General features: G+C 71.8%; 23 protein-coding genes. 9 read left to right on the top strand and 14 right to left on the bottom strand.

Annotated elements, in window-relative coordinates:
- Positions 1-97: 97 nt before the first annotated feature.
- The 6 genes from ACZ5Y0_RS12780 to ACZ5Y0_RS12755 all read right to left on the bottom strand — a co-directional run bounded on the left by ACZ5Y0_RS12780 (position 98) and on the right by ACZ5Y0_RS12755 (position 3,590).
- Positions 98-325 (bottom strand): hypothetical protein, encoded by a 228-nt coding sequence (locus ACZ5Y0_RS12780; RefSeq protein WP_469128879.1) that lies wholly within the window; start codon positions 323-325, stop codon positions 98-100.
- A 37-nt stretch (positions 326-362) separates the two neighbouring features.
- Positions 363-794: an Asp23/Gls24 family envelope stress response protein gene (locus tag ACZ5Y0_RS12775; RefSeq protein WP_469128661.1), complete on the bottom strand. Its 432-nt coding sequence runs from the start codon at positions 792-794 to the stop codon at positions 363-365.
- A gap of 340 nt (positions 795-1,134) precedes the next feature.
- Positions 1,135-1,446, bottom strand: a complete 312-nt coding sequence (locus tag ACZ5Y0_RS12770) for a hypothetical protein (protein WP_469128660.1) — start codon at positions 1,444-1,446, stop codon at positions 1,135-1,137.
- A 221-nt stretch (positions 1,447-1,667) separates the two neighbouring features.
- The gene (locus ACZ5Y0_RS12765; RefSeq protein ID WP_469128659.1) at positions 1,668-2,060 is read right to left on the bottom strand and encodes a winged helix-turn-helix transcriptional regulator; all 393 of its coding nucleotides are present in this window, start codon (positions 2,058-2,060) and stop codon (positions 1,668-1,670) included.
- 37 nt (positions 2,061-2,097) lie between these two features.
- The gene (locus ACZ5Y0_RS12760; protein ID WP_469128658.1) at positions 2,098-2,265 is read right to left on the bottom strand and encodes a hypothetical protein; all 168 of its coding nucleotides are present in this window, start codon (positions 2,263-2,265) and stop codon (positions 2,098-2,100) included.
- A gap of 134 nt (positions 2,266-2,399) precedes the next feature.
- Positions 2,400-3,590, bottom strand: coding sequence for an MFS transporter (locus ACZ5Y0_RS12755; RefSeq protein WP_469128657.1), 1,191 nt, complete (start codon positions 3,588-3,590; stop codon positions 2,400-2,402).
- Positions 3,591-3,671: 81 nt separating this feature from the next.
- On the opposite strand from ACZ5Y0_RS12755, the gene ACZ5Y0_RS12750 reads away from it, so the two are divergent.
- The 3 genes from ACZ5Y0_RS12750 to ACZ5Y0_RS12740 all read left to right on the top strand — a co-directional run bounded on the left by ACZ5Y0_RS12750 (position 3,672) and on the right by ACZ5Y0_RS12740 (position 6,332).
- A complete protein-coding gene (locus ACZ5Y0_RS12750) occupies positions 3,672-4,847 on the top strand; it encodes an ArsR/SmtB family transcription factor (protein ID WP_469128656.1) in 1,176 nt (391 codons plus the stop codon).
- Positions 4,848-4,882: 35 nt separating this feature from the next.
- The gene (locus ACZ5Y0_RS12745) at positions 4,883-5,386 is read left to right on the top strand and encodes a glutathione peroxidase (RefSeq protein ID WP_469128655.1); all 504 of its coding nucleotides are present in this window, start codon (positions 4,883-4,885) and stop codon (positions 5,384-5,386) included.
- A gap of 91 nt (positions 5,387-5,477) precedes the next feature.
- A complete protein-coding gene (locus ACZ5Y0_RS12740; protein WP_469128654.1) occupies positions 5,478-6,332 on the top strand; it encodes a MerR family transcriptional regulator in 855 nt (284 codons plus the stop codon).
- A gap of 165 nt (positions 6,333-6,497) precedes the next feature.
- Here ACZ5Y0_RS12740 and ACZ5Y0_RS12735 read toward each other — a convergent pair whose 3' ends face one another.
- The 3 genes from ACZ5Y0_RS12735 to ACZ5Y0_RS12725 form a co-directional block, all read right to left on the bottom strand.
- Complete coding sequence (locus ACZ5Y0_RS12735) at positions 6,498-6,689, bottom strand: DUF397 domain-containing protein (protein ID WP_356565176.1); 192 nt, start codon at positions 6,687-6,689, stop codon at positions 6,498-6,500.
- A 244-nt stretch (positions 6,690-6,933) separates the two neighbouring features.
- Positions 6,934-7,791 (bottom strand): helix-turn-helix domain-containing protein, encoded by an 858-nt coding sequence (locus ACZ5Y0_RS12730; protein WP_469128653.1) that lies wholly within the window; start codon positions 7,789-7,791, stop codon positions 6,934-6,936.
- Positions 7,792-8,073: 282 nt separating this feature from the next.
- The gene (locus ACZ5Y0_RS12725; protein WP_469128652.1) at positions 8,074-8,832 is read right to left on the bottom strand and encodes a GOLPH3/VPS74 family protein; all 759 of its coding nucleotides are present in this window, start codon (positions 8,830-8,832) and stop codon (positions 8,074-8,076) included.
- A 238-nt stretch (positions 8,833-9,070) separates the two neighbouring features.
- Between ACZ5Y0_RS12725 and ACZ5Y0_RS12720 the strand changes: the two genes are divergently transcribed.
- Both ACZ5Y0_RS12720 and ACZ5Y0_RS12715 read left to right on the top strand, forming a co-directional pair.
- Positions 9,071-11,836 (top strand): D-alanyl-D-alanine carboxypeptidase, encoded by a 2,766-nt coding sequence (locus ACZ5Y0_RS12720; RefSeq protein ID WP_469128651.1) that lies wholly within the window; start codon positions 9,071-9,073, stop codon positions 11,834-11,836.
- Between the two features lie 170 nt (positions 11,837-12,006).
- Positions 12,007-13,923 carry an MFS transporter gene (locus tag ACZ5Y0_RS12715; protein WP_469128650.1) on the top strand — a complete coding sequence of 639 codons (1,917 nt, stop codon included), beginning with the start codon at positions 12,007-12,009 and terminating at the stop codon, positions 13,921-13,923.
- Between the two features lie 6 nt (positions 13,924-13,929).
- Here ACZ5Y0_RS12715 and ACZ5Y0_RS12710 read toward each other — a convergent pair whose 3' ends face one another.
- Positions 13,930-14,793: a hypothetical protein gene (locus ACZ5Y0_RS12710; protein ID WP_469128649.1), complete on the bottom strand. Its 864-nt coding sequence runs from the start codon at positions 14,791-14,793 to the stop codon at positions 13,930-13,932.
- An 89-nt stretch (positions 14,794-14,882) separates the two neighbouring features.
- Here ACZ5Y0_RS12710 and ACZ5Y0_RS12705 point away from each other — a divergent pair, with 89 nt between their 5' ends.
- Positions 14,883-15,668, top strand: a complete 786-nt coding sequence (locus ACZ5Y0_RS12705; RefSeq protein WP_469128648.1) for an SDR family oxidoreductase — start codon at positions 14,883-14,885, stop codon at positions 15,666-15,668.
- Positions 15,669-15,794: 126 nt separating this feature from the next.
- The gene (locus ACZ5Y0_RS12700; protein ID WP_469128647.1) at positions 15,795-17,366 is read left to right on the top strand and encodes a sodium:solute symporter family protein; all 1,572 of its coding nucleotides are present in this window, start codon (positions 15,795-15,797) and stop codon (positions 17,364-17,366) included.
- Between the two features lie 61 nt (positions 17,367-17,427).
- Here the strand turns inward: ACZ5Y0_RS12700 and ACZ5Y0_RS12695 are convergent, their stop codons facing one another.
- Positions 17,428-18,546, bottom strand: coding sequence for an ADP-ribosylglycohydrolase family protein (locus ACZ5Y0_RS12695; protein ID WP_469128646.1), 1,119 nt, complete (start codon positions 18,544-18,546; stop codon positions 17,428-17,430).
- A gap of 122 nt (positions 18,547-18,668) precedes the next feature.
- On the opposite strand from ACZ5Y0_RS12695, the gene ACZ5Y0_RS12690 reads away from it, so the two are divergent.
- The gene (locus tag ACZ5Y0_RS12690; protein WP_469128878.1) at positions 18,669-19,166 is read left to right on the top strand and encodes a DUF2165 domain-containing protein; all 498 of its coding nucleotides are present in this window, start codon (positions 18,669-18,671) and stop codon (positions 19,164-19,166) included.
- Positions 19,167-19,174: 8 nt separating this feature from the next.
- Here ACZ5Y0_RS12690 and ACZ5Y0_RS12685 read toward each other — a convergent pair whose 3' ends face one another.
- The 3 genes from ACZ5Y0_RS12685 to ACZ5Y0_RS12675 all read right to left on the bottom strand — a co-directional run bounded on the left by ACZ5Y0_RS12685 (position 19,175) and on the right by ACZ5Y0_RS12675 (position 23,528).
- Complete coding sequence (locus ACZ5Y0_RS12685; protein ID WP_469128645.1) at positions 19,175-19,750, bottom strand: hypothetical protein; 576 nt, start codon at positions 19,748-19,750, stop codon at positions 19,175-19,177.
- 74 nt (positions 19,751-19,824) lie between these two features.
- A complete protein-coding gene (locus ACZ5Y0_RS12680; protein ID WP_469128644.1) occupies positions 19,825-22,410 on the bottom strand; it encodes a bifunctional FO biosynthesis protein CofGH in 2,586 nt (861 codons plus the stop codon).
- 251 nt (positions 22,411-22,661) lie between these two features.
- On the bottom strand, positions 22,662-23,528 hold the full coding sequence (locus ACZ5Y0_RS12675; RefSeq protein WP_469128643.1) for an LLM class F420-dependent oxidoreductase: 867 nt from the start codon (positions 23,526-23,528) through the stop codon (positions 22,662-22,664).
- 292 nt (positions 23,529-23,820) lie between these two features.
- On the opposite strand from ACZ5Y0_RS12675, the gene ACZ5Y0_RS12670 reads away from it, so the two are divergent.
- Positions 23,821-24,213, top strand: coding sequence for a nitroreductase/quinone reductase family protein (locus ACZ5Y0_RS12670; protein WP_469128642.1), 393 nt, complete (start codon positions 23,821-23,823; stop codon positions 24,211-24,213).
- Positions 24,214-24,369 lie beyond the last annotated feature (156 nt).

Below are 24,369 nucleotides of genomic sequence, written 5' to 3'. Positions count from 1 at the left end.
GTCCCGTGGGATGCGATCTGCGCCACGACCCGGTCGGTGACGCCGATCGCACCGCGCTCCCCGCGGGGAGCGCCCGAAGGCCGATCGGCTTCACCGGTCACTGCCGCCAGTCCTCCCGAGTCCGTCGCCGGTCGTCGCGGATGCGCTCCTGCCGGTCCCGACGGCGGACGAAGTCGCGCGGTTGGAGATCACCCTGCACAAACCGCCCGGCCACGAGTCCGACGAGGCCCAGCCCCAGCACGAGCAGAAAAGCCCAGAAGCTCCCGAAATACGCGGCGAATCCCAGCGCCATCCCGGCCATCAAGCCCACCACGGCCCCGCTCATCACGTACTCCTTCATCCAGCGGGCTGCTCCGCTCCGCCTACCGGAGGCGCTGCGGCTCGCCCTCCTGGTCCTCCTCGTCGGGAAGCTTCACATCGCTGACCACGATGTTGACCTCCACGACTTCCCGACCCGCCATCCGCTCCACCGCGGAGATCACGTTCTCCCGCACGGCACCGGCCACGTCCGTGATCGAGACGCCGTAGTCGACGACGATCTCCAGATCGATGGCCGCCTGCACCTCTCCGACCTCGACACTGACCCCCCGCGTGGCGGACGGGCCACCCCCGGCGCCAGGCATCCGCTCCCGCACGGACCCCATCGAGCGAGCGAATCCACTGCCCAGGGCGTGGACGCCGAGCACGTCCCGCGCCGCGATGCCGGCGATCTTCGCCACCACCACATCGGCGACGGTCGTCCGGCCGCGAGAACCGGGTGCACCGCCCTGCCTTACGCCGGTGTTCTCAGTCATCGGGATTTCCTCCCTCAAGAGGCCCACCTGGCACTCAGAGTTCAGATTATAGTCTTTTGACATCTTTCGCCCGAGTTCACCGGTCGTGCAGCGGCTGTGAGAAGGAGGGTGAGGGGCAAACGAGAACCGAGGCACGGACGCAGCGGTACGGCCGGTGAGGGGGAGGCCACCGGGCTCGCTTTCGGTGTCCTGCCTTGCGGTGGGCGCTGACCGCGCCGCAGGACCCAGCGCATCGACCGGCCGAGCAGCAGGAGGGTGCGTCCGTGACCCCGTCGGGCCCACCCCCTCGCTGCCACCTGGCTCTCCACGGTGACGCAGGGCGCCCCTCTGCGATGACGCCTCAGTAGACGATGACCCGCCACCGCTCCACCCACCGCAGCCACGCGCCGCCCGTGCCCCGTACCTGGACGCGGTCGGGTTCGACCTGCCAGGCCGTGCCGTAGAGGGTGGTGTCCGGGAGGTCCACCCGGACGGTGTCGAGGGTTTCCAGGTCGTCGTCGAGCGGGCGGGACCAGGTGTGCGCGCAGTGGGCGCAGGTGTAGACGACGGCCGTGCAGGGGCCGGACGCCGGGGTGGGGGTGCCGGGGCGGAACGCCTCGGTGTGGCAGCGGGGGCACGGGTCGGCCGTCTGGGTGCCTGTGGTTCGGGACATGGTTCGGTCCTTCGGTGTACGGCGGACGGCGACGTCCCTGTCGGACCGCGGTGTCACCGGGTGCATGGTGACGACTTGCTGCCGGGGGCGGCTGCGGGAGGACGGGACCGCCCTGGCGGCCGGGACGGGCAGGCGATCTGCTTCCGGGGGGCACTCAGGCGACCGACCGAGACCTCACGCTCCCCCAGCCTCGAGCCCGCCCCTCCCTCACGCTCCCACCCTCATGCCCGCCTCGCGTCGTACTCCTCACGGGCCTTCTCGACCGCCGGCATGCGTTCGTCGACCCACCGGCCCAGCGCGCGGACCTGTTCGGCGGCCTCTCGGCCGAGGGGGGTCAGGGAGTAGTCCACCCGGGGCGGGATCACCGGCTTGGCGTCGCGGTGGACCAGGCCGTCGCGTTCCAGCGTCTGGAGGCTCTGGGTCAGCATCTTCTCGCTCACCTTGCCGATCGCCCGACGCAGCTCGCTGAAGCGGTAGGAGCGGTCCAGCAGCGCGATCAGGATGAGAGTGCCCCAGCGACTGGTGACGTGTTCCATGACCAGCCGGTGAGGACAGGCGCCCTCGCCCCCCTCGCCGCGCACACGGTCCACGAGCGTCGTCTCGCTTACTTCCATGCCCATACGGTACGCGCGCGTAGGCACGTTCCAACGGTTACTGCCCGACGGGAGTCGAGGCCCGCCCACCTGCCCTCCGTTTCCTCAATCCGGCGGTGGGCTCGCGTGTTCCGACGGCGCCGCCGAGCGAGCCGACGGCGTAGCCGGTGAAGGCGACGGCCGCGACCAGGCTGCCGGGGACGGCCAGCAGGAGCAGGTGCACCATCCGCAGAGTTCAGCAGCGGTATCCGCACATGAGCTGTGGCGTAGCTCACTTCACGGGCAACAGCACCGTCACAGAGCCCCGTTGGCCTGTGCGCCGCTCTTCGCCGAAGGAGACCGGGGCACGGTCGGACCACCTCAGTTCGCGGCCGTGACGTCAACCGGCTTCCCCGCCCGCCGCCCGGAGGCGACCGCCAGGGTGAGGGTCACCGTGATCGAGGTGACGGCCATCGCCGTCATCGCCGTCGCGGGTGAGGTGAGTTGGGCCACCGTGCCGGCCACGGTCGCGCTGACGCCCTGGAGGGTGAGCATCCCGGCCGAGTGCAACCCGAGTGCGTGGCCGCTGAGTTCCGGCGGCGTGAGGGTCATCAGACGTTCCTGCTGGACGAGACTCGCGCCGAAGCCGACCGAGGCGAGCGTGACGCAGAGCGCGGCGACGGGCAGCGGCGGACGCAGGGCGAAGAAGACGTACGGGGTGGCCAGGAGCAGCAGGAGCGGGGTGGCCAGGCGGGTACGGGTGGCGGGCGGGAGCAGCCGGCCTACGGCGAGGTCCCCGGCCAGCATGCCCAGCGCCCCGCACGCGAACAGGGTGCCCGCGGCGCCGGGGTCGTACGAGACGAAGAGTGCCTCGCAGCCGACGACCAGGCCGTTGGGGATCCACAGGCCCAGGTAGACCAGGCGGCGGGGGCGGGAGGACCACAGGACCGCGTTGACGCGCCGGGTCGCGGCGACCGAGGGGCGTCCCGAGGCGCGGGGCGGGCGGGCGGTCAGGCCGAGGCGGGCGGTCGCGCTCGCGGTCGTGTGCAGCAGGGTGGCCAGGAGGAGGACCGTGTGCGGGGAGAGGACGGTGACGAGGGCACCGCCGAGGGCGTAGCCGGTGATCTGCGTCAGCCCTCCCATCATGTTGAAGACCGAACGGCCGGGCAGGTAACCGTCCTTGGGGAGGATCTCGTTGAGCAGCCCCCAGCGGACCCCGCCGCCGAGCGCCGCGACCAGGCCCTGCGCGAGGACGGCCGCGAAGACGGCCGGGACGGGCAGACCGGGGACGGCGAGGACGGCCGTGACGGTGGCGAAGGCGAGGGAGAGTCCGGCCAGGGCGGTCCTCGGCGGGAGCCGGTCGGCGCCCGAGAGGAGGAAGGTCGCGCCCAGGACCTGGGCGAGGGACGGGCCGAACATGCTGACCGCCGACAGCAGCGGGGAGCCCGTGGCGCGGTGCACGAGGGTGCCGAGGGCGAGTCCCGCGACCGTCTGGGCGGCGGTGTGGGCGGCGGAGGAGAGCAGGAGCGGGGTGAACTCGGGGGTGCGCAGGAGCTGTCGGTAGCCGGTCATGCGGGGAGTCTCGGGCGGAGGCGGGCGCGGTCGTTACTGTTTCGCGGGAGCGCGAAACGTCGTGGGTGCCAGGGGGGATCCGTGGGCTGGTGGCAGGTGAACGCCGACACGCTGGCGGGCAGCCGGTTCGTGGTCTCGCCGCTGGCGGAGACCTTCGCGTGCCTGAAGCTGCTGCACGCGGGGGCGGGCGCGCATCCCGGCGAGACGGCGTGGCTGCGGGAGTGGCTGCCCGCCCACCGCGCCCGGCTTGCCGCCGATCCGGTGACCGCCGCCCTCGTACGGGCCGGGCTCGGCCGGGACTGGATCGCGGACTTCCTCACTCCTGCGCCGAGGGACGGGGAGAGCTTCGAGGACGGCGTCGCCCGGGTCCGCGCCGTACCGTCCGCCGACGCCCGCGCCCACTTGCGGACCTCCCTCGCCGGACCGCTGCCGGACGCCCTGGACCGCGACGACCTGCCCGAACGCGCGGCGGACCTGCTGACGTGGGTGTGGGAGAGCGCCGTACGGCCCACCTGGGAGCGGCGGCGCAGGGTGCTGGAGGCGGATGTGGTCGCGCGGGTGGCGCAGGTGAGCAGGGGCGGGTGGGCGACCGTGCTGGACTCGCTGCGGCCGGGGACGCGATGGCTCGGGGAGAGCCGGTTCCAGGTCAACGCGCACGAGTATCCGCCTCGCGAGATCTCCGGCGCGGAGTTGCTGTTCGTGCCGGTCACGCCTCGGGCGGGGTGGGTGTCGTGGGAGGAGCGGGAGCGGTACGCCGTCGTCTACCCCTGCATCGGGGTCCTCGCCGCCGATCACCGCGAGCGGGACGTGCCGGCCGCGCTGAGCGCGCTGCTCGGGCCCGGTCGGGCGGCCGTTCTCGTCCTGCTCGGGCAGGGGCCGCTGAGCACGACGCAGTTGGTCGCACTGACCGGGCAGGGCCTCGGGTCGGTCGGACGGCACCTGCGGGTGTTGTGGGACGCGGGGCTGGTGGAGCGCGGGCGGGTGGGACGCTCGGTGCTGTATGCGCGCAGCGGGGCGGGCGACGTGCTGGTGCGGGCCCGGCAGGAACCGGGCATGCCGCCGACACGGAGCAGACAAGAACCGGATCCTGCCGGCACGGGTCCGGCAGATCCGGACGTGCGGGCACGGGCCCGGCAGGAACCGGACGTGCCGCCGACACGGACCAGACGGGAACCGGACGTGCCGGCACGTGCCCAGCGGGAACCGGACGTGCCGGGCGGGCCCGGCTGGATCCGGAACCGGAGACCGCCCCCGTAAGCCGGGGCGGCACCCGGCGGGGCTAGCATCCGGGGATGACTACTGATGCCGCTGCTTCCCCGCTCGATGTCGAGATCGGTGCCCTCAAGGGCGGTTCCGCGGACCTCTCGCAATACGCGGGCCAGGCCGTCCTGATCGTGAACGTGGCCTCCAAGTGCGGCCTGACTCCGCAGTACAACGGCCTGGAGCGCCTCCAGGAGCGGTACGCCGCTCAGGGGTTCACCGTGCTCGGGGTGCCCTGCAACCAGTTCCTCGGGCAGGAGCCCGGCAGCGCCGAGGAGATCGCCGAGTTCTGCTCGGCGACGTACGGCGTGACCTTCCCGCTGACCGAGAAGGTGGAGGTGAACGGGGACGGGCGGCACGCGCTGTACGAGCGGCTCGTCGGGTTCGCCGACGGTGAGGGGCACAGCGGGGACATCCGCTGGAACTTCGAGAAGTTCCTCGTCGGCCGGGACGGCACCGTCGTCGCCCGGTTCTCGCCGCAGACCGAGCCGGAGTCGGCCGAGATCGTCGCCGCCATCGAGAAGCAGCTGGGCTGACCTGCCCGCTTGACCTTGCCCCTGGGGCAGGGCCGAGCGTTCCCGTCGCCGGGCGGAGAAGGCCGCTCGGCGACGGAGGACGAGGGATCAGGTGGACGACGACACGCTGCTCACCATCGGCGGGTTCGCCGCGCGCGCCCGGCTGTCGGCCAAGGCGCTGCGGCTGTACGACCGGCTCGGGCTGCTGGCGCCGGCGCAGGTCGACGAGGTGAGCGGTTACCGGTATTACCGCGCCGGGCAGGTCGAACGCGCCCGGCTGGTGGCCTTGCTGCGACAGCTCGACATGCCGCTCGCGCGGATCGCCGAGGTGGTCGACGCGACGGACGGCGACGAGGCAGCCGGCCGGCTCGCCGCCTACTGGGCGGAGGTCGAGACGCGCATCGCCGCCCAGCGCACCCTCGCCCAGTACCTCCGTGGACGTCTGTCGGGGAGGAGCTCCGAGATGTACGGAACGTTCGAGGTCGAGACGGTCGAGGTGCCCGCGCAGGTGGTGATCACCGAGACGCGGCACGCGCTGGCGGACGAACTGCCCGCCTGGATCGGCGCGTCCCTCGGCCGGCTGGCGGAGGCCGCGCGGGTCTGCGGGGGCGTCGCCGAGGCGCCGTTCGTCGTCTATCACTCCGACGTGAACATGGAGAGTGACGGCCCCGTCGAGTCCTGTGTGCCGGTCGCCGACGAGGCGGCGGCGCGGGCCTGGGCGGCCGGGCAGGGGCGCGGGCGGGAGGTCGCGGTCCGGGTGGAACCGGCCAGGCGGCTCGCCTTCACCCGGATCAGCAAGGCACAGGTCGTGTACCCCCAGATCCTGGCCGCGTTCGAGGCGGTGGAGGAGTGGATGAAACGGGAGGGCCTGGAGTACGACGGGCCGTGCCGGGAGGTCTACTTCGCCGACTGGGACGCGGCGGGGCCCGAGGACCCGGTGTGCGACGTGGCGTTCCCGGTGCGGTGAGGCCGTAGCACCCGGAGAAGAAGGCCGAGCCCTCTCGGCAAGGACGGCGATCTCGTCGAGAGGGCTCTTTCGGTGCTGCGTATGAAGTTGTCCGTCTGTGGAGTTGTACTGCGTGTGAAGTTGTCAGTCGGGGCATGAGCCGAGGATCTGGAAGGACCCTCCCTCTTACGCCTTGACCGATGCCACGAAGAGGTTCCACGCGTCGGCGGGGAAGTCCAGCACGGGCCCGTCCTGGACCTTGGAGTCCCGTACGGCCATGGCCGCGACGACCGGCGACTTGATCTCGACGCACGCGCCGTTGCCCGTCGAGTACGAGGACTTGGTCCACGCGTCCGTGATGCCCTGACGAATTGCCATTTTTGCTCCGGATTGCCAGATGTGATGAGTTGCTGTCGCCGCAGGGAGGGCCTGACTGTGGGCCCACGACGCGGTTTCCGCCAACGGTCTTGCTCGGTGGCGTGATCGACGCTACTCGCCGACATCGACGTACGAAGCGACTATTCACTCGACTGGATGGCATATCCCAAGGAGGACTTCCATGCCGACCGGGTAACGGTGTACCGTGCGGCACTTTCGCTGCCGAGAGGGTCCCGAGAGCGCCCTAGAGGGTGTACCCCTTGGCGATGTCGGCGATGAACTGGCGGGACTGCTCCACGTTCAGGGCCTGCGCCCGCAGGTGCTCGTACATCACGCTGTACTTCTGGACGTCGTTCGGCTTCTCCAGGTACAGGTCGCTCGTGACACCCTCGATGTAGACGACGCTGGAGTCGGCCGCGTCGGGGAACTCCAGGATCGCGTACTGGCCGTTGAGACCGGGATGCGCGCCCATCTCGAAGGGGATCACCTGCACGGTGACGTGCGGCAGCAGTGACTGCTCGACGAGATGCTCCAACTGGTCGCGCATCAGGGACTTGTCGCCGACGACCCGGCGCAGCGCCGCCTCGTCCATCACCGTCCACAGGCGCAGCGGGTTCTCCTCGGCGCTGATTCGTTCCTGCCGGCGCATCCGTACCTGCACACGCTTCTCGATCTCGGCCGCCGCGGTCTCCGGCAACGCCCCCGAGATCAGCGTCTCGGCGTACTGCCGGGTCTGCAACAGGCCCGGCACCACCTGCGGGTCGTACACGCGCAGGCTCGCCGCGTCCGTCTCCAGGCCGATGTACACGCTGTAGGGGACGTCGCCGAAGGCATGCCACCAGCCCTGCTGGCGGGAGTCCTTGGCCATCTGCATCAGCGACTCGACGATGCGCTGGTCCTCCACCTCGTAGACCCCGCACAGATCGCGCACATCGCGCTGGCTGATGCTGCGTCTGCCGTTCTCGAGGCGGCTGATCTTCGACTGGGACACCAGCAGGCGGTCGGCCACCTGCTCGGCCGTCATGCCCTTGTCCTCGCGGAGCTTGCGCAACTCCTGACCCAGCCGGCGCCGCCGGACGGTGGGATTGACATTCGACGCCACGGGACGTGCACCTCCGACTGCGTGCCTGTAACTGACACTTTGCGTATCTGCTGTTGAGCAGACTGCCACCAAGGTGCTTTCCAGCGCTGGGAAACAAGGGATATGCGATCGCCCCGGCAGCCGGTCCGCACGGCCCCCGGACATGCGTGCGCGCGGGGCGGCGGGCCGTGCGTCACGGGGACGTACGGCATCACCGCCCCGCGCGGACGCTGCGGCTCCCGAACGGGTCTTGCGGTCTTGCGGTCTGACGGTCTTACGGCTGCGGCGTCGTGGTAGCGCTGCTCAGTGCGCCACGACACGTGCCATGGAACCTCGGTGCGGTTGCGCCGGAACGCCACGGGCGGGTTCCGGAGCGGACCTGGCTCCCGGTCCGGCCTGACGGCCGGCGGTCTGGGCCGGGTTGCGACGCGGCTGTACCACCGCGCCGTTCTGGACGTCCATCACGGCGTGCGCCACGAGGCCGCCCATGGGGTCGTGTCTGATCAGGTCCCGTAGCCGGGATCGGGACGAGCGCCCCTCGTTCCCCGGGTACAGGTGCTTGCCGAGGCCGACCGCATGCGCCAGCGCGGCGAGCGCCGCCGTCCGCGGGTCCGGCGGAACGCCGGTGCGGATGGCCGTGTCCAGCCGGGCCTTGATCTCCCGGCTGATCGCCGTCTCCGTCGCCTGGTAGCGAGTCGTCGGCAGCACTCCGCACATCTGACCCGCCACGGCATGCACCATGCCGCACCGCTCCAGATGCGAGAGGTACGTCTGACGGAGCCCCAGTCGGGGTCCGCCGATCCAGTGGACCGCCCGTACGGGAGCGCCACGCCTTCGCAGCAACTCCAACGCGCAGTCCAGAGTCGGATCTCCGGTCGGCCGTGGGGACACCACGGCGATACGATCCCCGTCCGGGGCTATCCGTCCGGCCATCGCCAGCTCCACTAGCTGTGCTCCGGCCAGACCAAGGTCGAGCGACTGCGGCTGTGCAGTGGTACCCGTGGCCGGGTCCAATGCCAGCAGAAGAAGCTCTTCCGGAATGGTTCTGCGGCTCCTGCCCATCCATGCCTCCCCGCGTGGATGAATGACAGGGTGACCCCTCTCACATTCATCTGTCGAGAGTGCGTGACCGGTTCGTAGTGGAACCAGTAGGTATGTCGTTCTCGTCTACCGCTGGAGCCAAGCCCACTACACAGGACACTGGTACATGGTTCGGACACGGTCGTGAGGCGGGTCCCGGGCGGGCGGTTCACGGTTCGGCAGGCGCGCGGTGGGCGCGCGGCACAGCGAGGAGGCATCGGTGGCGGGCGAGTCCCCCGACAGGTCGAAGCAGCGCGAGTCGTCGGCGGAACCGACGTCGGGGAGCGCGGGAGCGGTTCCCGAGGCACGCGATCCGCGGCTCGCGGTGAAACGGAACGACGAGGGCGCGTCCAGGGCCTTCTCGGCCACGTCCCGGGGCGGGGTGGACACCGCGACGCGGGTGTTCTCCGTACGGCAGCCGACGACCGACGAAGGCGAACCGGACGAGGTGCCGGACACGGGTTCGGCCGAGGCCGCGCAGGAGTCGGCGGACGAGTCGGCGGGGGCCGGGCAGGCCGCCGAGGGCTCGGAGGAGGCCGCTGAAGGCTCGCGGGGCGGTGCTGAGGCCTCGGAGGGCAGTGCTGAGGCCTCGGAGGGCAGTGCTGAGGCCTCGGAGGGCGTCGAAGAAGCCGAGGCGGCGGCCGACGGCGCCGCGGGCGGTGACGATCGGCTGCGGGCGGCTGTCGCCCAGTGGGTGGCCTCGGCGGACGATGAGTCGGACGGGAAGTCGGACGGGAAGTCGGACGAAGCGGGGTCGGCGAAGGGTTCCGGGACGTCCGGAGAGGGTTCGGCCGCGGCCGACGACTCCACGACCGGCGACGACTCCACGACCGGCGACGGTGCGGACTCCGCCGACGAGCGCCCGTCCAAGCCCACGCCCAGGTGGGCGACCAGCGGCGAGAAGACGCCCGAGGGCGCCACGGGCCGTAGCGGCACCGCCGGCGCGACCGGCACGGACGAGGTGGCCCCGTCGGCCGACACAGCCGGCGGGAGCGACGAGAGCGACGACGGAGAGCAGCCCGACGCCGCCTCCGCCGATCACGACGCCGCGCCCGGGACCGGCACGGACCGCAAGACCGCTCGGGCCGAGGATCCCCGGTTCGGCACCGCCGCGGCGGCGACCGCTGCCGCCCCGACGCCCGAGCGCACCGGAGGCGACCCGACCGGGACGGCTCCGACCGCCGAGACCGACAGGGCCGACGGCGCGGAGGAGGAGGCGTCCGACGAGGGCGGCGAGCCCCCGAGGGACGTCGCCGACCAGGACACCGGGACGGAGGCCGACGCACCGGCAGAGGCCGACGCACCGAAGCCGGACGCGGCGGACAAGGCCGGCGCCGACGACGAGCCCGACTCCCCCGTCGACCAGCCCACCGCCGTCTTCAAGGCCGTACGGCCGCCTGCCGAGCGTGCGGTCGATCAGCCGACCACCATGCTGAAGCTGGGCGACGTCCCCAAGGCCGAGAAGACCGCGCAGGCCAAGACCCCGGACACCGCAGCAGAAGCCGACGCCAAGGCCCCGGACACCGAACCGGAAACCGACACGAAGGCCGCGGGCCCCAGGTCCGAGCCCGAAGCCGCCGCCGAGCGGACCAGCAGGTTCGTCGCGCTCAAGCCGCTGGACGACGCGGCCGGGCCCGCCGCCTCCGACTCCACCGCCGTCGTGCCGCAGATCGGGCCCGAGCGGACGACCCAGCAGCCGATGCCGCCGAAGCCGCCGCTGGATCTGCTGGCCGAGCTGACGAACACCCCGCCGCCTCCGCCGACCCCGCTGCGGACGCTGGCGCGGCGGCTGAAGATCTGGACGCCGCTGGTCATCCTGCTGGTGGTCGCCTTTGCGATCGTGCAGGCCGTACGGCCGTTGCCGGCGACCGCGCTGACGCTCACCGCGAAGGACTCGTACACCTTCGAGGGCGGGAAGACGCAGCTGCCCTGGCCGGGTGAGGGGCAGGGCTGGATCGACGCCGACGGCGTCGGCACGGTGGGCGGCTTCGGCAAGCAGACGCCCGTGGCCATCGGCTCGGTCGCCAAGACCATGACGGCGTACATCATCCTCAAGGACCACCCGATGAAGGCCGGGGAGGAAGGTCCGAAGATCGAGGTCGACGCGACGGCGGAGAAGGAGGGCGGCTACGACGTCACGCTCGACGAGTCGACGCTCAACACCGTCAAGGCCGGTGATCAGCTCACCGAGAAGCAGGCCCTGTCGGCGGTCCTCATCCCCTCCGCCAACAACATCGCGCGGCTGCTCGCGCGCTGGGACGCGGGCTCGGTGGAGGCGTTCGTGAAGAAGATGAACGCCACCGCCAAGGAACTGGGGATGACGAACACGACGTACACCGACCCCTCGGGCCTCAAGGAGAGCACCGTCTCCACGGCGGAGGACCAGGTCAAGCTGGGCCGGGCGTTCGTGAAGGTGCCGGCCCTGGTCTCCATCTCCGGCGCGGCCAGCTGGACCGACCCGTCGGGCAAGTACTGGAACAACTACAACACGCTGCCGTTCGAGATCGGCGCGATCGGCATCAAGACCGGCAGTACCAGCGCGGCCGGCGGCAACCTGCTCTTCGCCTCCCGCAAGGAGGTCGACGGGAAGCCGGTGACCCTGGTCGGCGCCATCCTCGGCCAGCACAAGCCGAACATCCTCGAGACGGTCAACGCGGTGAGCAAGACGGCGCTGCTCGCCGCCGAGGACGCGCTCACCTCGGCGAAGATCCTGAAGAAGGGCGACGTCGTCGGGTACGTGGACGACCAGCTCGGCGGCCACACGCCCGTGGTCATCACCCAGGACGTCTCCGCGGTCGGCTGGGCGGGCATGACGGTGAAGCTGTCGTTCGCCGCCGACGAGGTGCCGCACACCGCGAAGGCCGGCACCCAGGTGGGCACGCTCACCGTCGGGGACGGCTCCAGCAGTGCCGTGAAGGTGCCGGTCGCGCTTCAGACGGACCTGGTCGAGCCGGGCTTCTCGGACAAGCTGACACGCATCGGCTGAGCCGCCGCACGGGCTCCGTCCTGGACGCACCCCGCCGGGCAGCCGCTCGGCGGGGTGCGTGCTAGCGTCACGAAACGGGACAGGTGGGCGGTCGTGGCGACGCGGCCGTGAAGCGGTCGCGAACGGGACGCGGCCGCCAGCGGAAGACGGGACACGGGGAGTGCCTTCAGGTGGCCACTGCGGAGCCGACACGCGCCGACGGAACCGGTCCGGACCCGGACGCCGGCCGGCGGGTACGCCTGCCCGCCCCCCAGTCCGGTGACCACGACCGCGACGGCACGGCCACAACCCCCAACCCCGCTCCCGCGTCCGCCCCGGAGGCGGGTGAGCGGGAAGCGGCCGCCGGGGAGTCCCGCGTGAGCGCGGTCGCCGACCGGGTGCGCGACGGGCTCCGCCGGCACCTCGTGCTCTCGGTCACGGCCCTGTCCGGTGTGCTGCACCTCGCCTGGTTCTTCGCGTTCGCGAACAGCGGAGGGGATCTCGCCGCGCAGGACGCGTGGGCCGAGTTCGTCGGTCGGCACCCCGACTCCGCGTACAACCTCGCCTGGTACGGCGGCATGCACCCGGTGTCGTACAGCGTCGTGTCGCCGTATCTGATGTCGGTGCTCGGTGTCCGTACGACGATGATGATCGCCGGGACGATCTCCGCGGGGCTGCTGACGCTGATCCTGCTGCGCTGCCGACCGGTGAAGAACCCCGTGTGGCCCGCGCTGGCCGGGGTGTTCGCGCTGCTGTGCAACGCGGCGTCGGGCCGGGTGACGTTCGGGCTCGGCAACATGTTCGCGCTCGGCGCGGTCGCGGTGGTGTTCTGCTGGCCGCACCGCTGGCGCTACAAGCGGTGGGCGAAGGCGCTGTGCGCGGCTCCGCTCGCCGCGCTCGCCACGATGGGGTCGCCGGTGGCGGGTCTGTTCCTGGGACTGGTCGCGGTCGCCCTGTTCCTCCAGAAGCGGCGGCCGGGCGCGTGGGCGCTCGGGCTGGCTCCGACCGCGGTCGTCGCGGTGTCCGCGTGGGCGTTCCCCTTCTCCGGCACGCAGCCGATGTCCTTCGGTTCGACGGCGCTGCCGCTGGTGTTCTCGGCGGTCGTCTTCGCGCTCGTCCCGCACGACTGGAAGACCGTACGGATCACGGCGGCGGTCTACGGCCTCGGAGTGCTCGGGGTCTGGCTGATCAGTTCGCAGATCGGGTCCAACATCACCCGGCTCGCCATGCTGTTCTCCGGCGTGGTGCTGATGGCCGCGCTGCCCTTCGCGGTGCCGCGCAGCCGCAAGTGGTACGCGATCGTGGTGTCCTCGCTCGTCTTCGTCGGCTGGATCGGCTTCAAGTCGGTCGACGACGTCTACCGGACGACTCCGACCGCGTCCTGGGCGCGCGAGCTGGCGCCGCTGGTCAACGAGTTGCAGGAGGTCGGCGCGGAGAAGGGCCGGGTGGAGGTCGTCCCGGCCCGCTCGCACCGCGAGGCCTCCGCGCTCGCGCCGTACTTCAACCTGGCACGCGGCTGGAACCGGCAGGCCGACATGGAGCGCAATCCCCTCTTCTACGACGACACCCTGAACTCGGCGAACTATCACGACTGGCTCAAGCGGTGGGCCGTGCACTTCGTGGTCGTGCCCAAGGACGAGCCGGACGGGGACGGCGGGCAGCGGGAGCGGGAGCTGGTGCAGCGGGGGCTGCCGTACCTGGAGCAGATCTGGGGCGACGCCAACTGGCAGTTGTTCGAGGTGAAGGCCCCGGCGCCGCTCGCCGAGCCGAACGCGGTCGTGCAGCGGGCGGCGCAGGGTGAGATGACGGTCGATGTGCGCAAGGCGGGCCGGATCCTGATCCGGATCCCGTACTCGCCGTGGCTGAGCATCGTCGACGCGGAGGGCAGGAGCCTGAAGCCTCCGCAGGAGACGAAGGCGTCCGAGGACCGGGCCGAGGGGGAGCCGAAGGCGTACGACAACGTCCACGGCTGTCTCTTCGAGACGGAGGAGGACGCGGACGGCGACAGGTGGACGATGCTGGTCGCGCCGGAGGCTGGGACGTACCGGCTGGCGGCGCCGTACCAGCTGCCGCGGGGTACGCCGTGTCCGGACGAGCTGAAGAGGTAGTCGGGCTCAGCGGAGCCGGTCGACGTACCGGTCCGTGCCCGGCACCGTCGGGATGAACGGGGCCAGCAGTTCCACCCGTCCGAGGCCCGTCCGCGTCACCGTCTCCTCCAGGGCGGTGAAGTGACTCTCCCAGCAGTCGCGTGGGTCCGTCTCCAGGAACCAGAGCAGGGTCAGGCGGGTGTCGACGCCCTCGACCTGCTGGACGTAGGTCATGCGGTCGCCGGGCAGGGGGGTGGGGCGGAAGACGGTGACGAGGGCGGTCGGGGAGCCGGCGAGGAGCCTGGGGAGGTGGCGGGTGCGCAGCCACTCCAGCAGGTCGGCACGGTGCTCCGCGGTCCGGGCGTCGATCACCTGGAGGACCAGGCCGGCGTAGGGGTGGTCCAGGGCGTGGAAGTCGCGGGGGCCGGCCGCGCCGTCGCGGTACACGGTCGTCTCGTGGTCCTGGAACGCGGTGAAGACGTGGGTGCGGGCCCGGTGGACGCGGGCGTCCCGGTTGAGGCGCTTGTTGATGGCGACCGTCCAGCGCATGTGGTCGTCGTAGCGGCCGTCGGTGATCCAGTAGGTGGAGAGGTAGCAGCCGGCGGTGACGGGCCGGGCGACGGCGGAGTTCTCGGGGCGGCGCAGGAGCTGGAGGTCGCGGGTGGCGACCCAGCGGCGGCCGGCGTACATCCAGGGCATGGCCATGGCCCCGGCGTAGTAGTGGTCGTCCTCGTACCAGCGGTTGTAGGCGTACTCGTGGCCGGCGTGCGGTTCGACCATGGTGATCAGGGCGTGGCCCGGGTGCACCCCGTAGGGGCCGACGGCGGCCAGTTCGGCGTACGTCTCGCTGCGGGTGTCGGGGCGGGGGTCGCTGTGGGGCTCCTCGCTCATGGCGTTGCCCTTCCTCTTCTCCTTCGCCGGTGGGTCGCCCATACTCTGACGCTCCGTCAGTTGATGCGCCAGGGTCAGGGAGGGTCCTCATGTCACTGCTGGTCGGCAAGACCGTCGTCGTCTCGGGAGTCGGGGCAGGGCTCGGCCGGCAGGTCGCCGCGGCCGTCGTGCGGGACGGCGGGAACGCCGTGCTGGGGGCGCGGACGGAGGAGAACCTGGCGAAGAGCGCGGCCGCGATCGATCCGGCCGGGACGCACACGGCGTACCGGGCGACGGACATCACGGACGAGGGGCAGTGCGGGGCCCTGGCGGGGCTGGCGCGGGAGCGGTTCGGGGGGATCGACGCGGTGGTGCACGTCGCCGCCTGGGACTCGTACTTCGGCGGGTTGGAGGACGCGGACTTCGACACCTGGTGGTCGGTGCTCGAGGTGAACCTGCTGGGCTCACTGCGGATGACGCGCGCCTGTCTGGGCGGGCTGAAGGAGCGGGGCGGGGCGGTGGTGTTCATCGGGACGCAGTCGTCGGTGGCGGCTCCGACGCAGGTGCGGCAGGCGGCGTACGCGGCGTCGAAGGGGGCGTTGACCAGCGCGATGTACTCGCTGGCGCGGGAGTTGGGGCCGCGGCGGATCCGGGTGAACACCGTGCTGCCCGGGTGGATGTGGGGGCCGCCGGTGCGGGCGTACGTCCGGTTCACGGCGGCGGCGGAGGAGGTGACGGAGGAGGCCGTGCTGGGGCGGCTCGCGGAGCGGATGGCGCTGCCGGAGCTGGCCACGGACGGAGATGTCGCGGACGCGGTGGTGTTCCTGGCGTCGGACCGGGCTCGGGCGATCACCGGCCAGTCACTGCTGGTCAACGCCGGAGAGCTGATGCGTTGAGTTCATGTAGATGAACCGAGGCCACCATACCGAATGATTTTACCTCCCTTTGACCATACGTCGCCTTGTCGTGTTCATGCGTCAGCGCCCACGATGAGCGCCGGGTCGAACCCTGGGAGGACGCACATGAACGGTCTCGACTGGGCCGTGCTCATCGGCTATTTCGGCGTGATGGTCGCCATCGGTGTCTGGTCCCACAAACGGGTCGACGACGTCAGCGACTTCTTCACGGCCGGCGGCAAGATGCCGTGGTGGCTGTCGGGCATCTCGCACCACATGTCGGGCTACAGCGCGGTCATGTTCACCGGTTACGCCGGCATCGCCTACACCTACGGCGTCACCTCGTTCATCACCTGGTCCTTCCCGATCGCTCTCGGCATCGCGATCGGCTCCAAGCTGTTCGCGCCCCGCATCAACCGGCTGCGCTCACGGCTGCACGTGGCCTCCCCGCTGGAGTACCTGAAGAACCGGTACGACCTCAAGACGCAGCAGGCGCTGGCCTGGTCCGGGATGCTGCTGAAGATCGTGGACGTGGGCGCCAAGTGGGCGGCGATCGCCACCCTGTTGTCCGTGTTCACCGGCATCTCGCTGAACCAGGGCATCCTCATCACCGGCGCCATCACGGCCGTCTACTGCACGATCGGTGGACTGTGGGCCGACGCCCTGACCGAGTTGGGGCAGTTCATCATCCAACTCCTGGCCGGTGTGGCGATGTTCATCGCCGTGGTGATGGAACTCGCCGACCGCGACATCGGCTTCCTCGGCGCGTGGGACGAGCCGGCGCTCCAGGGCCACGGGAAGCCGCTGGTGGGACCGTACGGCACCGTGTTCCTGCTCGCGTTCCTGTTCATCAAGCTGTTCGAGTACAACGGCGGCATGCTCAACCAGGCCCAGCGGTACATGGCCACCGCCACCCCTAAGGAGGCCGAGCGGTCGGCGCGGTTGTCGGCGGTGCTGTGGCTGGTGTGGCCACTGGTGCTCTTCTACCCGATGTGGATGTCCCCGCTGCTGGTCGAGTCGCAGAAGCCGGACGGCTCCGACTCCTACGGCCTGATGACCGAACAGCTGCTGCCGCACGGCCTCCTGGGCCTGGTCATCGTCGGGTTCTTCTCCCACACGATGGCGATGTGCTCCTCCGACGCCAACGCCATCGCCGCCGTCTTCACCCGTGACTGCGCGCCGGTGGTCTCGGCGCGGGCACGTGCCTGGAACCAGCGGTCGGGGCTGATCGCGGCCCGCGTGGCGACGGTCGTCTTCCTCGGTCTGTCCATGGCGGCGGCCACGCAGGTCAACTCGCCCGCGTTCAAGGACATCATCACGGTCGTCATCAAGTGGGTGGCCGGACTGATGGGCCCGATGGCGATCCCGATGATGCTCGGTCTGCTGCGGCCGTTCCGGCGTTCGGGACCGACGGCGGCACTGGTGAGCTGGTCGATGGGCCTGCTGGCCTTCTGGCTGGTCAACTACCCGATCAACTGGAACGTCGAGGGCGGTGTCCCGCTCCAGTACCAGGTGTCCGTGCCGCTCGCCGTCTCCCTGGTCCTCTACGTCCTGGTCGGCTTCCTCAAGCCCGAGGACACCCCGGAACGGCTCGCGATCATCGAGCGGATCAACACCGACGGGGGCGGCGGGGCGGCGTCGGCCGCGGCCGAGATCCCCGAGCCGCGGGACGCGGTACCCGCGCCGGTGAAGGACTAGGACTCCCGGCGCCGGCGCCGGGCACCCGGGCTGGGCCCCCCTCCGGCGCCCGGCACCCGGGCTAGGCGCCCCGCGGGTACCGGGCGAGCCAGCCCGGGGACGCGGCCGCCGGGGTGTGCAGGGCGGGCCCCTGCGTCATCTCCATCGCGAAGTCGTCCGCCAGTTCCAGGATCGTGGGACGGCCCTCCAGCTCGGCCAGCCAGGCCGGCGGGAGGGCCGTCTCGCCGTGCAGGGCCCCGAGCAGACCGCCGGTCAGGGCGCCGGTCGCGGCCGACGGGGCGCCGTGATTGACGGCGAGCCGCAGCCCGTGCCGTACGTCCTCGGCGACCAGGGCGCAGTAGACGGCCGCCGCCAGCACGGTCTGGGCCGTCCCGGCCCCGGCCAGCTCCTCCACCCGCGCCGGGCCGGGCGTGCCCTGCCGAACCGCGTCCAGTGCGTGCCGCAACGCCCGCGACACCGGTTCGTGTCCCGGCCGGGCGGACAGCAGCGCGAGTGCCCGCCGCACCGCGCCGTCGAGGCTGTCACCGCGGGCCAGCGCGTGCACGGTCAGCGCGTACGCGCCCGCGGCGAGGTAGCCGCTGGGGTGCCCGTGGCTCTGCGTCGCGCACTCCACGGCCAGTTGCGCCACCAGTTGCGGCTCCCAGCCGACGAGCAGTCCGAAGGGCGCCGAGCGGACGGTGGCCTCGGGACCGTCGGCGCCGGGGCTCTTGGGCGCGTCGAGGGTGCCCATGACGTCGTCGCCGAAGCCGAGCAGCAGGACGCGGGCGGGATCGCGGCGGACGTACAGCCACTCCTCGCGGGCCAGCCAGCCGTCGTCCTCGCGGCGCAGGTCGGGCCCCCAGTCGCGCTGGGTTGCGGCCCATCTCAGGTACGCCCGGTGCAGATCGGTCGGCGGATGCCAGGCGCCGGTGTCCCGCCGCACCTGGGCCCGGATCAGCCCGTCCACGCTGAACAGGGTCAGCTGGGTGAGATGCGTGACGGCACCGCGCCGTCCGTGGACGGGCGCCAGGTCGACGAGCCCCTCGGGGCCGTGCGCCTGCCGTATCTCCTCCAGCGCCAGCCGGTCGACGGCCGCTCCGAGGGCGTCCCCCACGGCCGCGCCGAGCAGGGTGCCGCGCACCCGGCTGCGGAAGTCCTGCTGCTCGGTACGCCCCCAGACGGCCCCGCCTGTCGCACCCACCTAGACCTCCCGGGCACCGTCCGTACGTACGACGTTCGCCACTGTAATCGACCGGGGCCGGGAGATTGGGGGCCGTGGACATGTCAGCGGCCCTTTCCGGGCAGACCTCCCCCATGGCAGCCATGACCTCCACCCCCACCTCACGCGCCCTCCGTCTCGCCGTCACCCTCCTCACCGCCTCCGTCGCGCTCTACATGGCGTTGGTGGCCTTCGGGAACATCACCGACTTCGGGACCAACCAGCAGTTCGTGCGGCATGTGCTGGCGATGGACACGACGTTCAAGGACGACGATCTGATGTGGCGGGCGATCACCGGGAAGGGTCTCCAGGACGCCGCCTACGTGCTGATCATCGTCTGGGAGACCGTCGCCGCGCTGGTGTTGAGCGCCGGGACGTGGTTCTGGGCGCGGCGGGAGCTCGGCAGGGCCCGGCAGGTGTCCACGTACGGGCTGCTGATGGTGATGCTGCTGTTCGGAGGCGGGTTCATCGCGATCGGCGGGGAGTGGTTCGCGATGTGGCAGTCGCAGGACTGGAACGGGCTGGACGCGGCGACGCGGGTGTTCGTGTTCAGCGGGGTCGTGCTGCTCGCGCAGTATCTGCCGGTCGACGGCGAGGGCTGACCGCCCGGCTACTCGACGACCCGGACGTCGGTGCCCGTCGCGCCGAACGCCCACAGGGCCGCGCCGTCCGCCTTCGGCATGCGGATGCCGCCGGTCCGGGTGCCGGGGGCGGGGGCCGGGGAGGAGCCGTCGACCGCGTTGGAGAAGGCGATGTCGACGCCGGACTTCGCGGAGAAGTAGATGATGTGCTCGATCGCCACGCCGTCGGAGCCGGTGGTGGCGTCCTTGCGCAGGGACACCGTGTAGCTCCCGGACGCCGGGTCCACGGCTCCCGGCCAGACCGTGAAGGTGCGGCGGGCCGCGTCGTCGGCGTCGACCAGCCAGACCCGGTCCTGCCCCAGGGAGTAGACGATACGGCGGCCCGTGCCCGAGCCGTCGGGGACGGGCGCGGCCTCGGGGGTCGGGGAGGGGGAGGCCGAGGGCTTGGCGTCCGCGGAGGCCGACGCGGACGGCTTCACCGCGGTCGCCGTCGGGTGCGGGCCCTTGTCGGCCTGCACCGTCAGGGCGCCGACCACGACGATCGCGCCGGCCGTCAGACCGGTGACCCAGGCCCACGAAGGAAGCCGTCGGGCAGGCACGGGCACGCATCTCCTCAGTTTCGGGCTCCCGCCACCGGGAGCCCGATCATCGTACTGCGAGGCTCCCCGTCCCCCGGCCCTCAGTCCAGCACCGGCAGCAGGTCCGGCAGGTGGCCGTCGGACGCCGCGGCGGCCCGCTGACGCTCCTCGGGTACCTCGCCGTACAGGGTCGTGCGGGGCCTCGCCGGACGGCCGGCCGCGTCGGCGACCGCGACCAGGTCCTTGACCGACTTGTAGGAGCCGTAGGAGGAGCCCGCCATGCGGGAGATCGTCTCCTCCATCAGGGTGCCGCCGAGGTCGTTCGCCCCGGATCGGAGCATCTCCGCCGCACCCTCGGTGCCCAGCTTCACCCAGCTCGTCTGGATGTTGGGGATGTGCGGGTGGAGCAGGAGGCGGGCCATCGCCGTGACCGCGCGGTTGTCCCGCATGGTCGGACCCGGCCGCGCGATGCCCGCCAGGTACACCGGCGCGTTGGTGTGGATGAACGGGAGGGTGACGAACTCCGTGAAGCCGCCGGTGCGTTGCTGGATCCCGGCGAGGGTCCGCAGGTGGCCGAGCCAGTGCCGGGGCTGGTCGACATGGCCGTACATCATCGTCGACGACGAGCGGATGCCCAGTTCGTGGGCCGTGGTGACGACCTCGATCCAGGTCGCCGTCGGCAGCTTGCCCTTGGTGAGGACCCAGCGGACCTCGTCGTCGAGGATCTCCGCCGCCGTGCCGGGGATCGAGCCGAGCCCGGCCTCCTTGGCGGCGATGAGCCACTCGCGGACGGACATCCCGGTGCGGGTGGCGCCGTTGACGACCTCCATGGGCGAGAAGGCGTGCACGTGCATGCCCGGCACCCGCTCCTTCACCGCCTTCGCGATGTCGAAGTACGCCGTGCCGGGCAGGTCCGGGTGGATGCCGCCCTGCATGCAGACCTCGACCGCGCCCACCTCCCAGGCCTGTTGGGCCCGGTCGGCCACCTGGTCGAGGGAGAGCGTGTAGGCGTCGGCGTCGGTGCGGCGCTGCGCGAAGGCGCAGAACCGGCAGCCGGTGTAGCAGACGTTGGTGAAGTTGATGTTCCGCGTGACGATGTAGGTGACGTCGTCGCCGACCGTCGACCGGCGGACGTCGTCGGCGACGCGGCAGAGGGCGTCGAGCGCGGGCCCGTCGGCGTGCAGCAGCGCCAGCGCCTCGTCGTCCGTCAGCCTCGTCGGGTCGTCGGCCGCCGTCGCGAGCGCCTGCCGTACGTCCGTGTCGATGCGCTCCGGTGCCATGCCGGGCGCGGCGGCCTCCCGCAGGGCGCCCCAGTCGCCGTACACCTCGTCGAAGTCGTCACGTCGGTCGGACGTACGGCCGTCGGTGTCGATGGTCCGGTGCAGATCCGTACGGCCGGCGGCCTCGAAGACCTCCTCGGGTTCCTGCCACGGGCGGCCCTCGACGGCCGCGTCCGGCACGGCCAGGCCGGTCTCGGGGTCGGCGAGCGCGCGCACGTGCGGCAGCAGGCGCGGGTCCAGCCAGGGCTCACCGCGCCGCACGAACTCCGGGTACACGCACAGCCGTTCCCGCATCTCGAAGCCGGCTGCCGCCGACCGTTGCGCGAGTTCGTCGATCTGCGGCCAGGGGCGTTCGGGGTTGACGTGGTCGATGGTGAGCGGGGACACCCCGCCCCAGTCGTCGATACCGGCGCCGATGAGCCGCTCGTACTCGCTGTCGACCAGGTTGGGCGGGGCCTGGAGGCAGGCGCTCGGACCCATGATGTGGCGGGCGACGGCCACCGTCGCCACCAGTTCGTCGAGTTCGGCGTCCGGCATGCCGCGCATCGCCGTGTCCGGCTTGGCCCGGAAGTTCTGGATGATCAGTTCCTGGACGCCGTGGTAGGCGCGGGCGACCTTGCGGAGTGCGAACAGCGACTCCGCGCGCTCCTCGTACGTCTCCCCGATGCCGATCAGGATGCCCGAGGTGAAGGGGACCGACGAGCGGCCCGCGTCCTCCAGGACCCGCAGCCGTACGGCCGGGTCCTTGTCCGGGGAGCCGAAGTGCGGGCCGCCGGGCTCGGACCACAGCCGGGTCGCGGTCGTCTCCAGCATCATGCCCATCGACGGGGCGACCGGCTTGAGTCGTTGGAAGTCCGTCCAGGTCATGACGCCCGGATTGAGGTGCGGGAGCAGACCCGTCTCCTCCAGGATGCGGATGGAGACGGCGCGGACGTAGGCGATGGTGTCGTCGTAGCCGTGCGCGTCGAGCCACTCGCGCGCCTCCGGCCAGCGGTCCTCGGGCTTGTCGCCGAGGGTGATCAGCGCTTCCTTGCAGCCGAGGGCCGCGCCCTTGCGGGCGATGTCGAGCACCTCGTCCGGGGACATGAACATCCCGTGCCCGGCGCGCCGCAGCTTGCCGGGGACGGTGACGAACGTGCAGTAGTGGCACTTGTCCCGGCACAGCCGGGTCAGCGGGACGAAGACGCTCTTCGAGTACGTGATGACGCCGGGACGCCCGGCGGCCTCCAGGCCCGCGTCCCGCACCCGCGCGGCGGACGCGGCCAGGTCGACGAGGTGCTCGCCACGGGCCTGGAGCAGGACCGCCGCCTCGACGACGTCGAGGGCGACGCCGTCCCGGGCACGTTTGAGGGCGCGACGCAGCGAGTTCTCGGTGGGTCCGGTTCCGGAGGTCGCGGAAGTCGTCATCCCCTGAGCATACGTTCGCGCTGATCAGGTCCGGCCGGGACGCCGGGATCGGCCCTCGGGGGCGGGCGTCGCACGGTGCGGCCGGTGGCCGGGGCAGGTGGCCGGGGGCACCGAGGCACCGGTGGCCGGGAGGTCACCGGTGGCCGGGAGGTCACCGGTGGCCGGGAGGTCACCGGTGGCCGGGAGGTCACCGGTGGCCGGGAGGTCACCGGTGGCCGGGTGCGGGATCACCGCGGGCCGGGCGCACGGTGTCACTGACGGTCCGCGGCGCCGGGCAGGTAGGGGGCGTACGCGTCGAGGGCCTTGAGCACGTCCGCCTCCCCGGCGGGCGGCAGTTGCACCACGACCTCCTCGATGCCCAGCTCGGCGTAGTGCGCGAGCTTGCCCGGCGACGGGTGGACGGCGTACGGCACGACCTGGAGGGCCGCCGGGTCGCGGCCCGCGTCCGCCCACACCGCGCGCAGGGCGGGCAGCGACTCGGACAGGCCGCGCCCGCCGATGGGCAGCCAGCCGTCGGCGTACTCGCAGATGTGCGCGAACAGTTTCGGGCCGGCGGCGCCCCCGACAAGGGTGCGGGGGCCGACGACCGGGCCACGGGGCTTCTGCACGGGCTTGGGATGGGCCTCGCTCGCCCGCACACTGGCGAACTCACCCTCGTAGGCGGTGGGTTCCTCGCTCCACAGGGCCCGCATCAACGCCATCCGGTCACGGACCAGCTCGCGGCGGGTACGCCACTGCACCCCGTGGTCGGCGGCCTCCTCCACGTTCCAGCCGAAGCCGAGGCCGAGGGTGAAGCGGCCGCCGGAGAGGTGGTCCAGGGTCGCGATCTGCTTGGCGAGGTCGATCGGGTCGTGCTGGGCGACGAGGGTGATCCCGGTGCCGAGGCCGAGGCGCTCCGTCACGGCCGCCGCCTGACCGAGGGCGACGAAGGGGTCGAGGGTGCGGCCGTACTCGGGGGGCAGGTCGCCGCCCGCGGGGTACGGGCTGGTCCGCTCGACGGGGATGTGCGTGTGTTCGGGCAGGTAGAGCCCGGCGAAGCCGCGCTGCTCCAGCTCGCGGGCCAGGCGGGTGGGGGTGATCGTCCCGTCGGTGAGGAAGATGGTGACGGCGATGCGCATGGGGGCCTTTCGACGCGGGCGGCTCTGGGGCTGTGCGGCTTTCGCGGGTGTGCGGTTCCCTCGCCGCGAGTGACGTCCTCATCTGTACCGGGAGACGGAGCCGGTGTCCATACCGACTGGTCGGCATTGAATGGTGGTGTTTCTCCGCGGCGGGGCGGGGGAGGGGTCTCCTGCCCCGCCGCACCGCGGCGGCGGGCGACCCGCGTCCCAGGCCCGCCCGCCTTCGTCACGTGCGCGTCGGGACCATGGAAGCGACAGTCCGAGTCCCTTGTGTGAAGGAGTCGCACGGCCGATGTCCCGCCTCACCGACCTCCGCTTCCGCGCCGCGACGGCCTTCCAGCGCCGGATCAACCCCCTCCTCCGCCGCTTCCCCCTCCAGACGGTCCTCGAGACCACCGGCCGGGTCTCCGGGCTGCCCCGGCAGACGCCGCTCGGGGGACGGCGGGTCGGTGACTCCTTCTGGCTGGTGGCGGAGTTCGGGGAGCGGGCCCAGTACGTGCGCAACATCAAGGCGGATCCGCGGGTGCGGGTGCGGATCAGGGGGCGATGGCACACGGGCACGGCGCACCTGCTGCCCGACGACGACCCGGTGGCGCGCCTGCGCGGCCTGCCGCGGCTCAACAGCGTGGGTGTGCGGACCTTCGGGACGCATCTGCTGACGGTGCGGGTGGATCTGGACGGCTGATCAGGGCCAGGGGACCGGCCGGGCGACGCGTGATCGCCGTACAGAAGCCCTGGGGGGCCGTGGGACGACGGCATGACGACGGTGGAGGAGCCGGTCACGGAGGCGGTCGGGACCGGGCTTCGAGCCGTGCCCGACCGGGAAGTCGGCGGCCGCGAC

The organism is Streptomyces sp. NPDC033216, assembly GCF_055577115.1.
The sequence above is the reverse complement of the archived record's forward strand: the minus strand, read 5'-3'. Positions and strand labels throughout refer to the sequence as shown.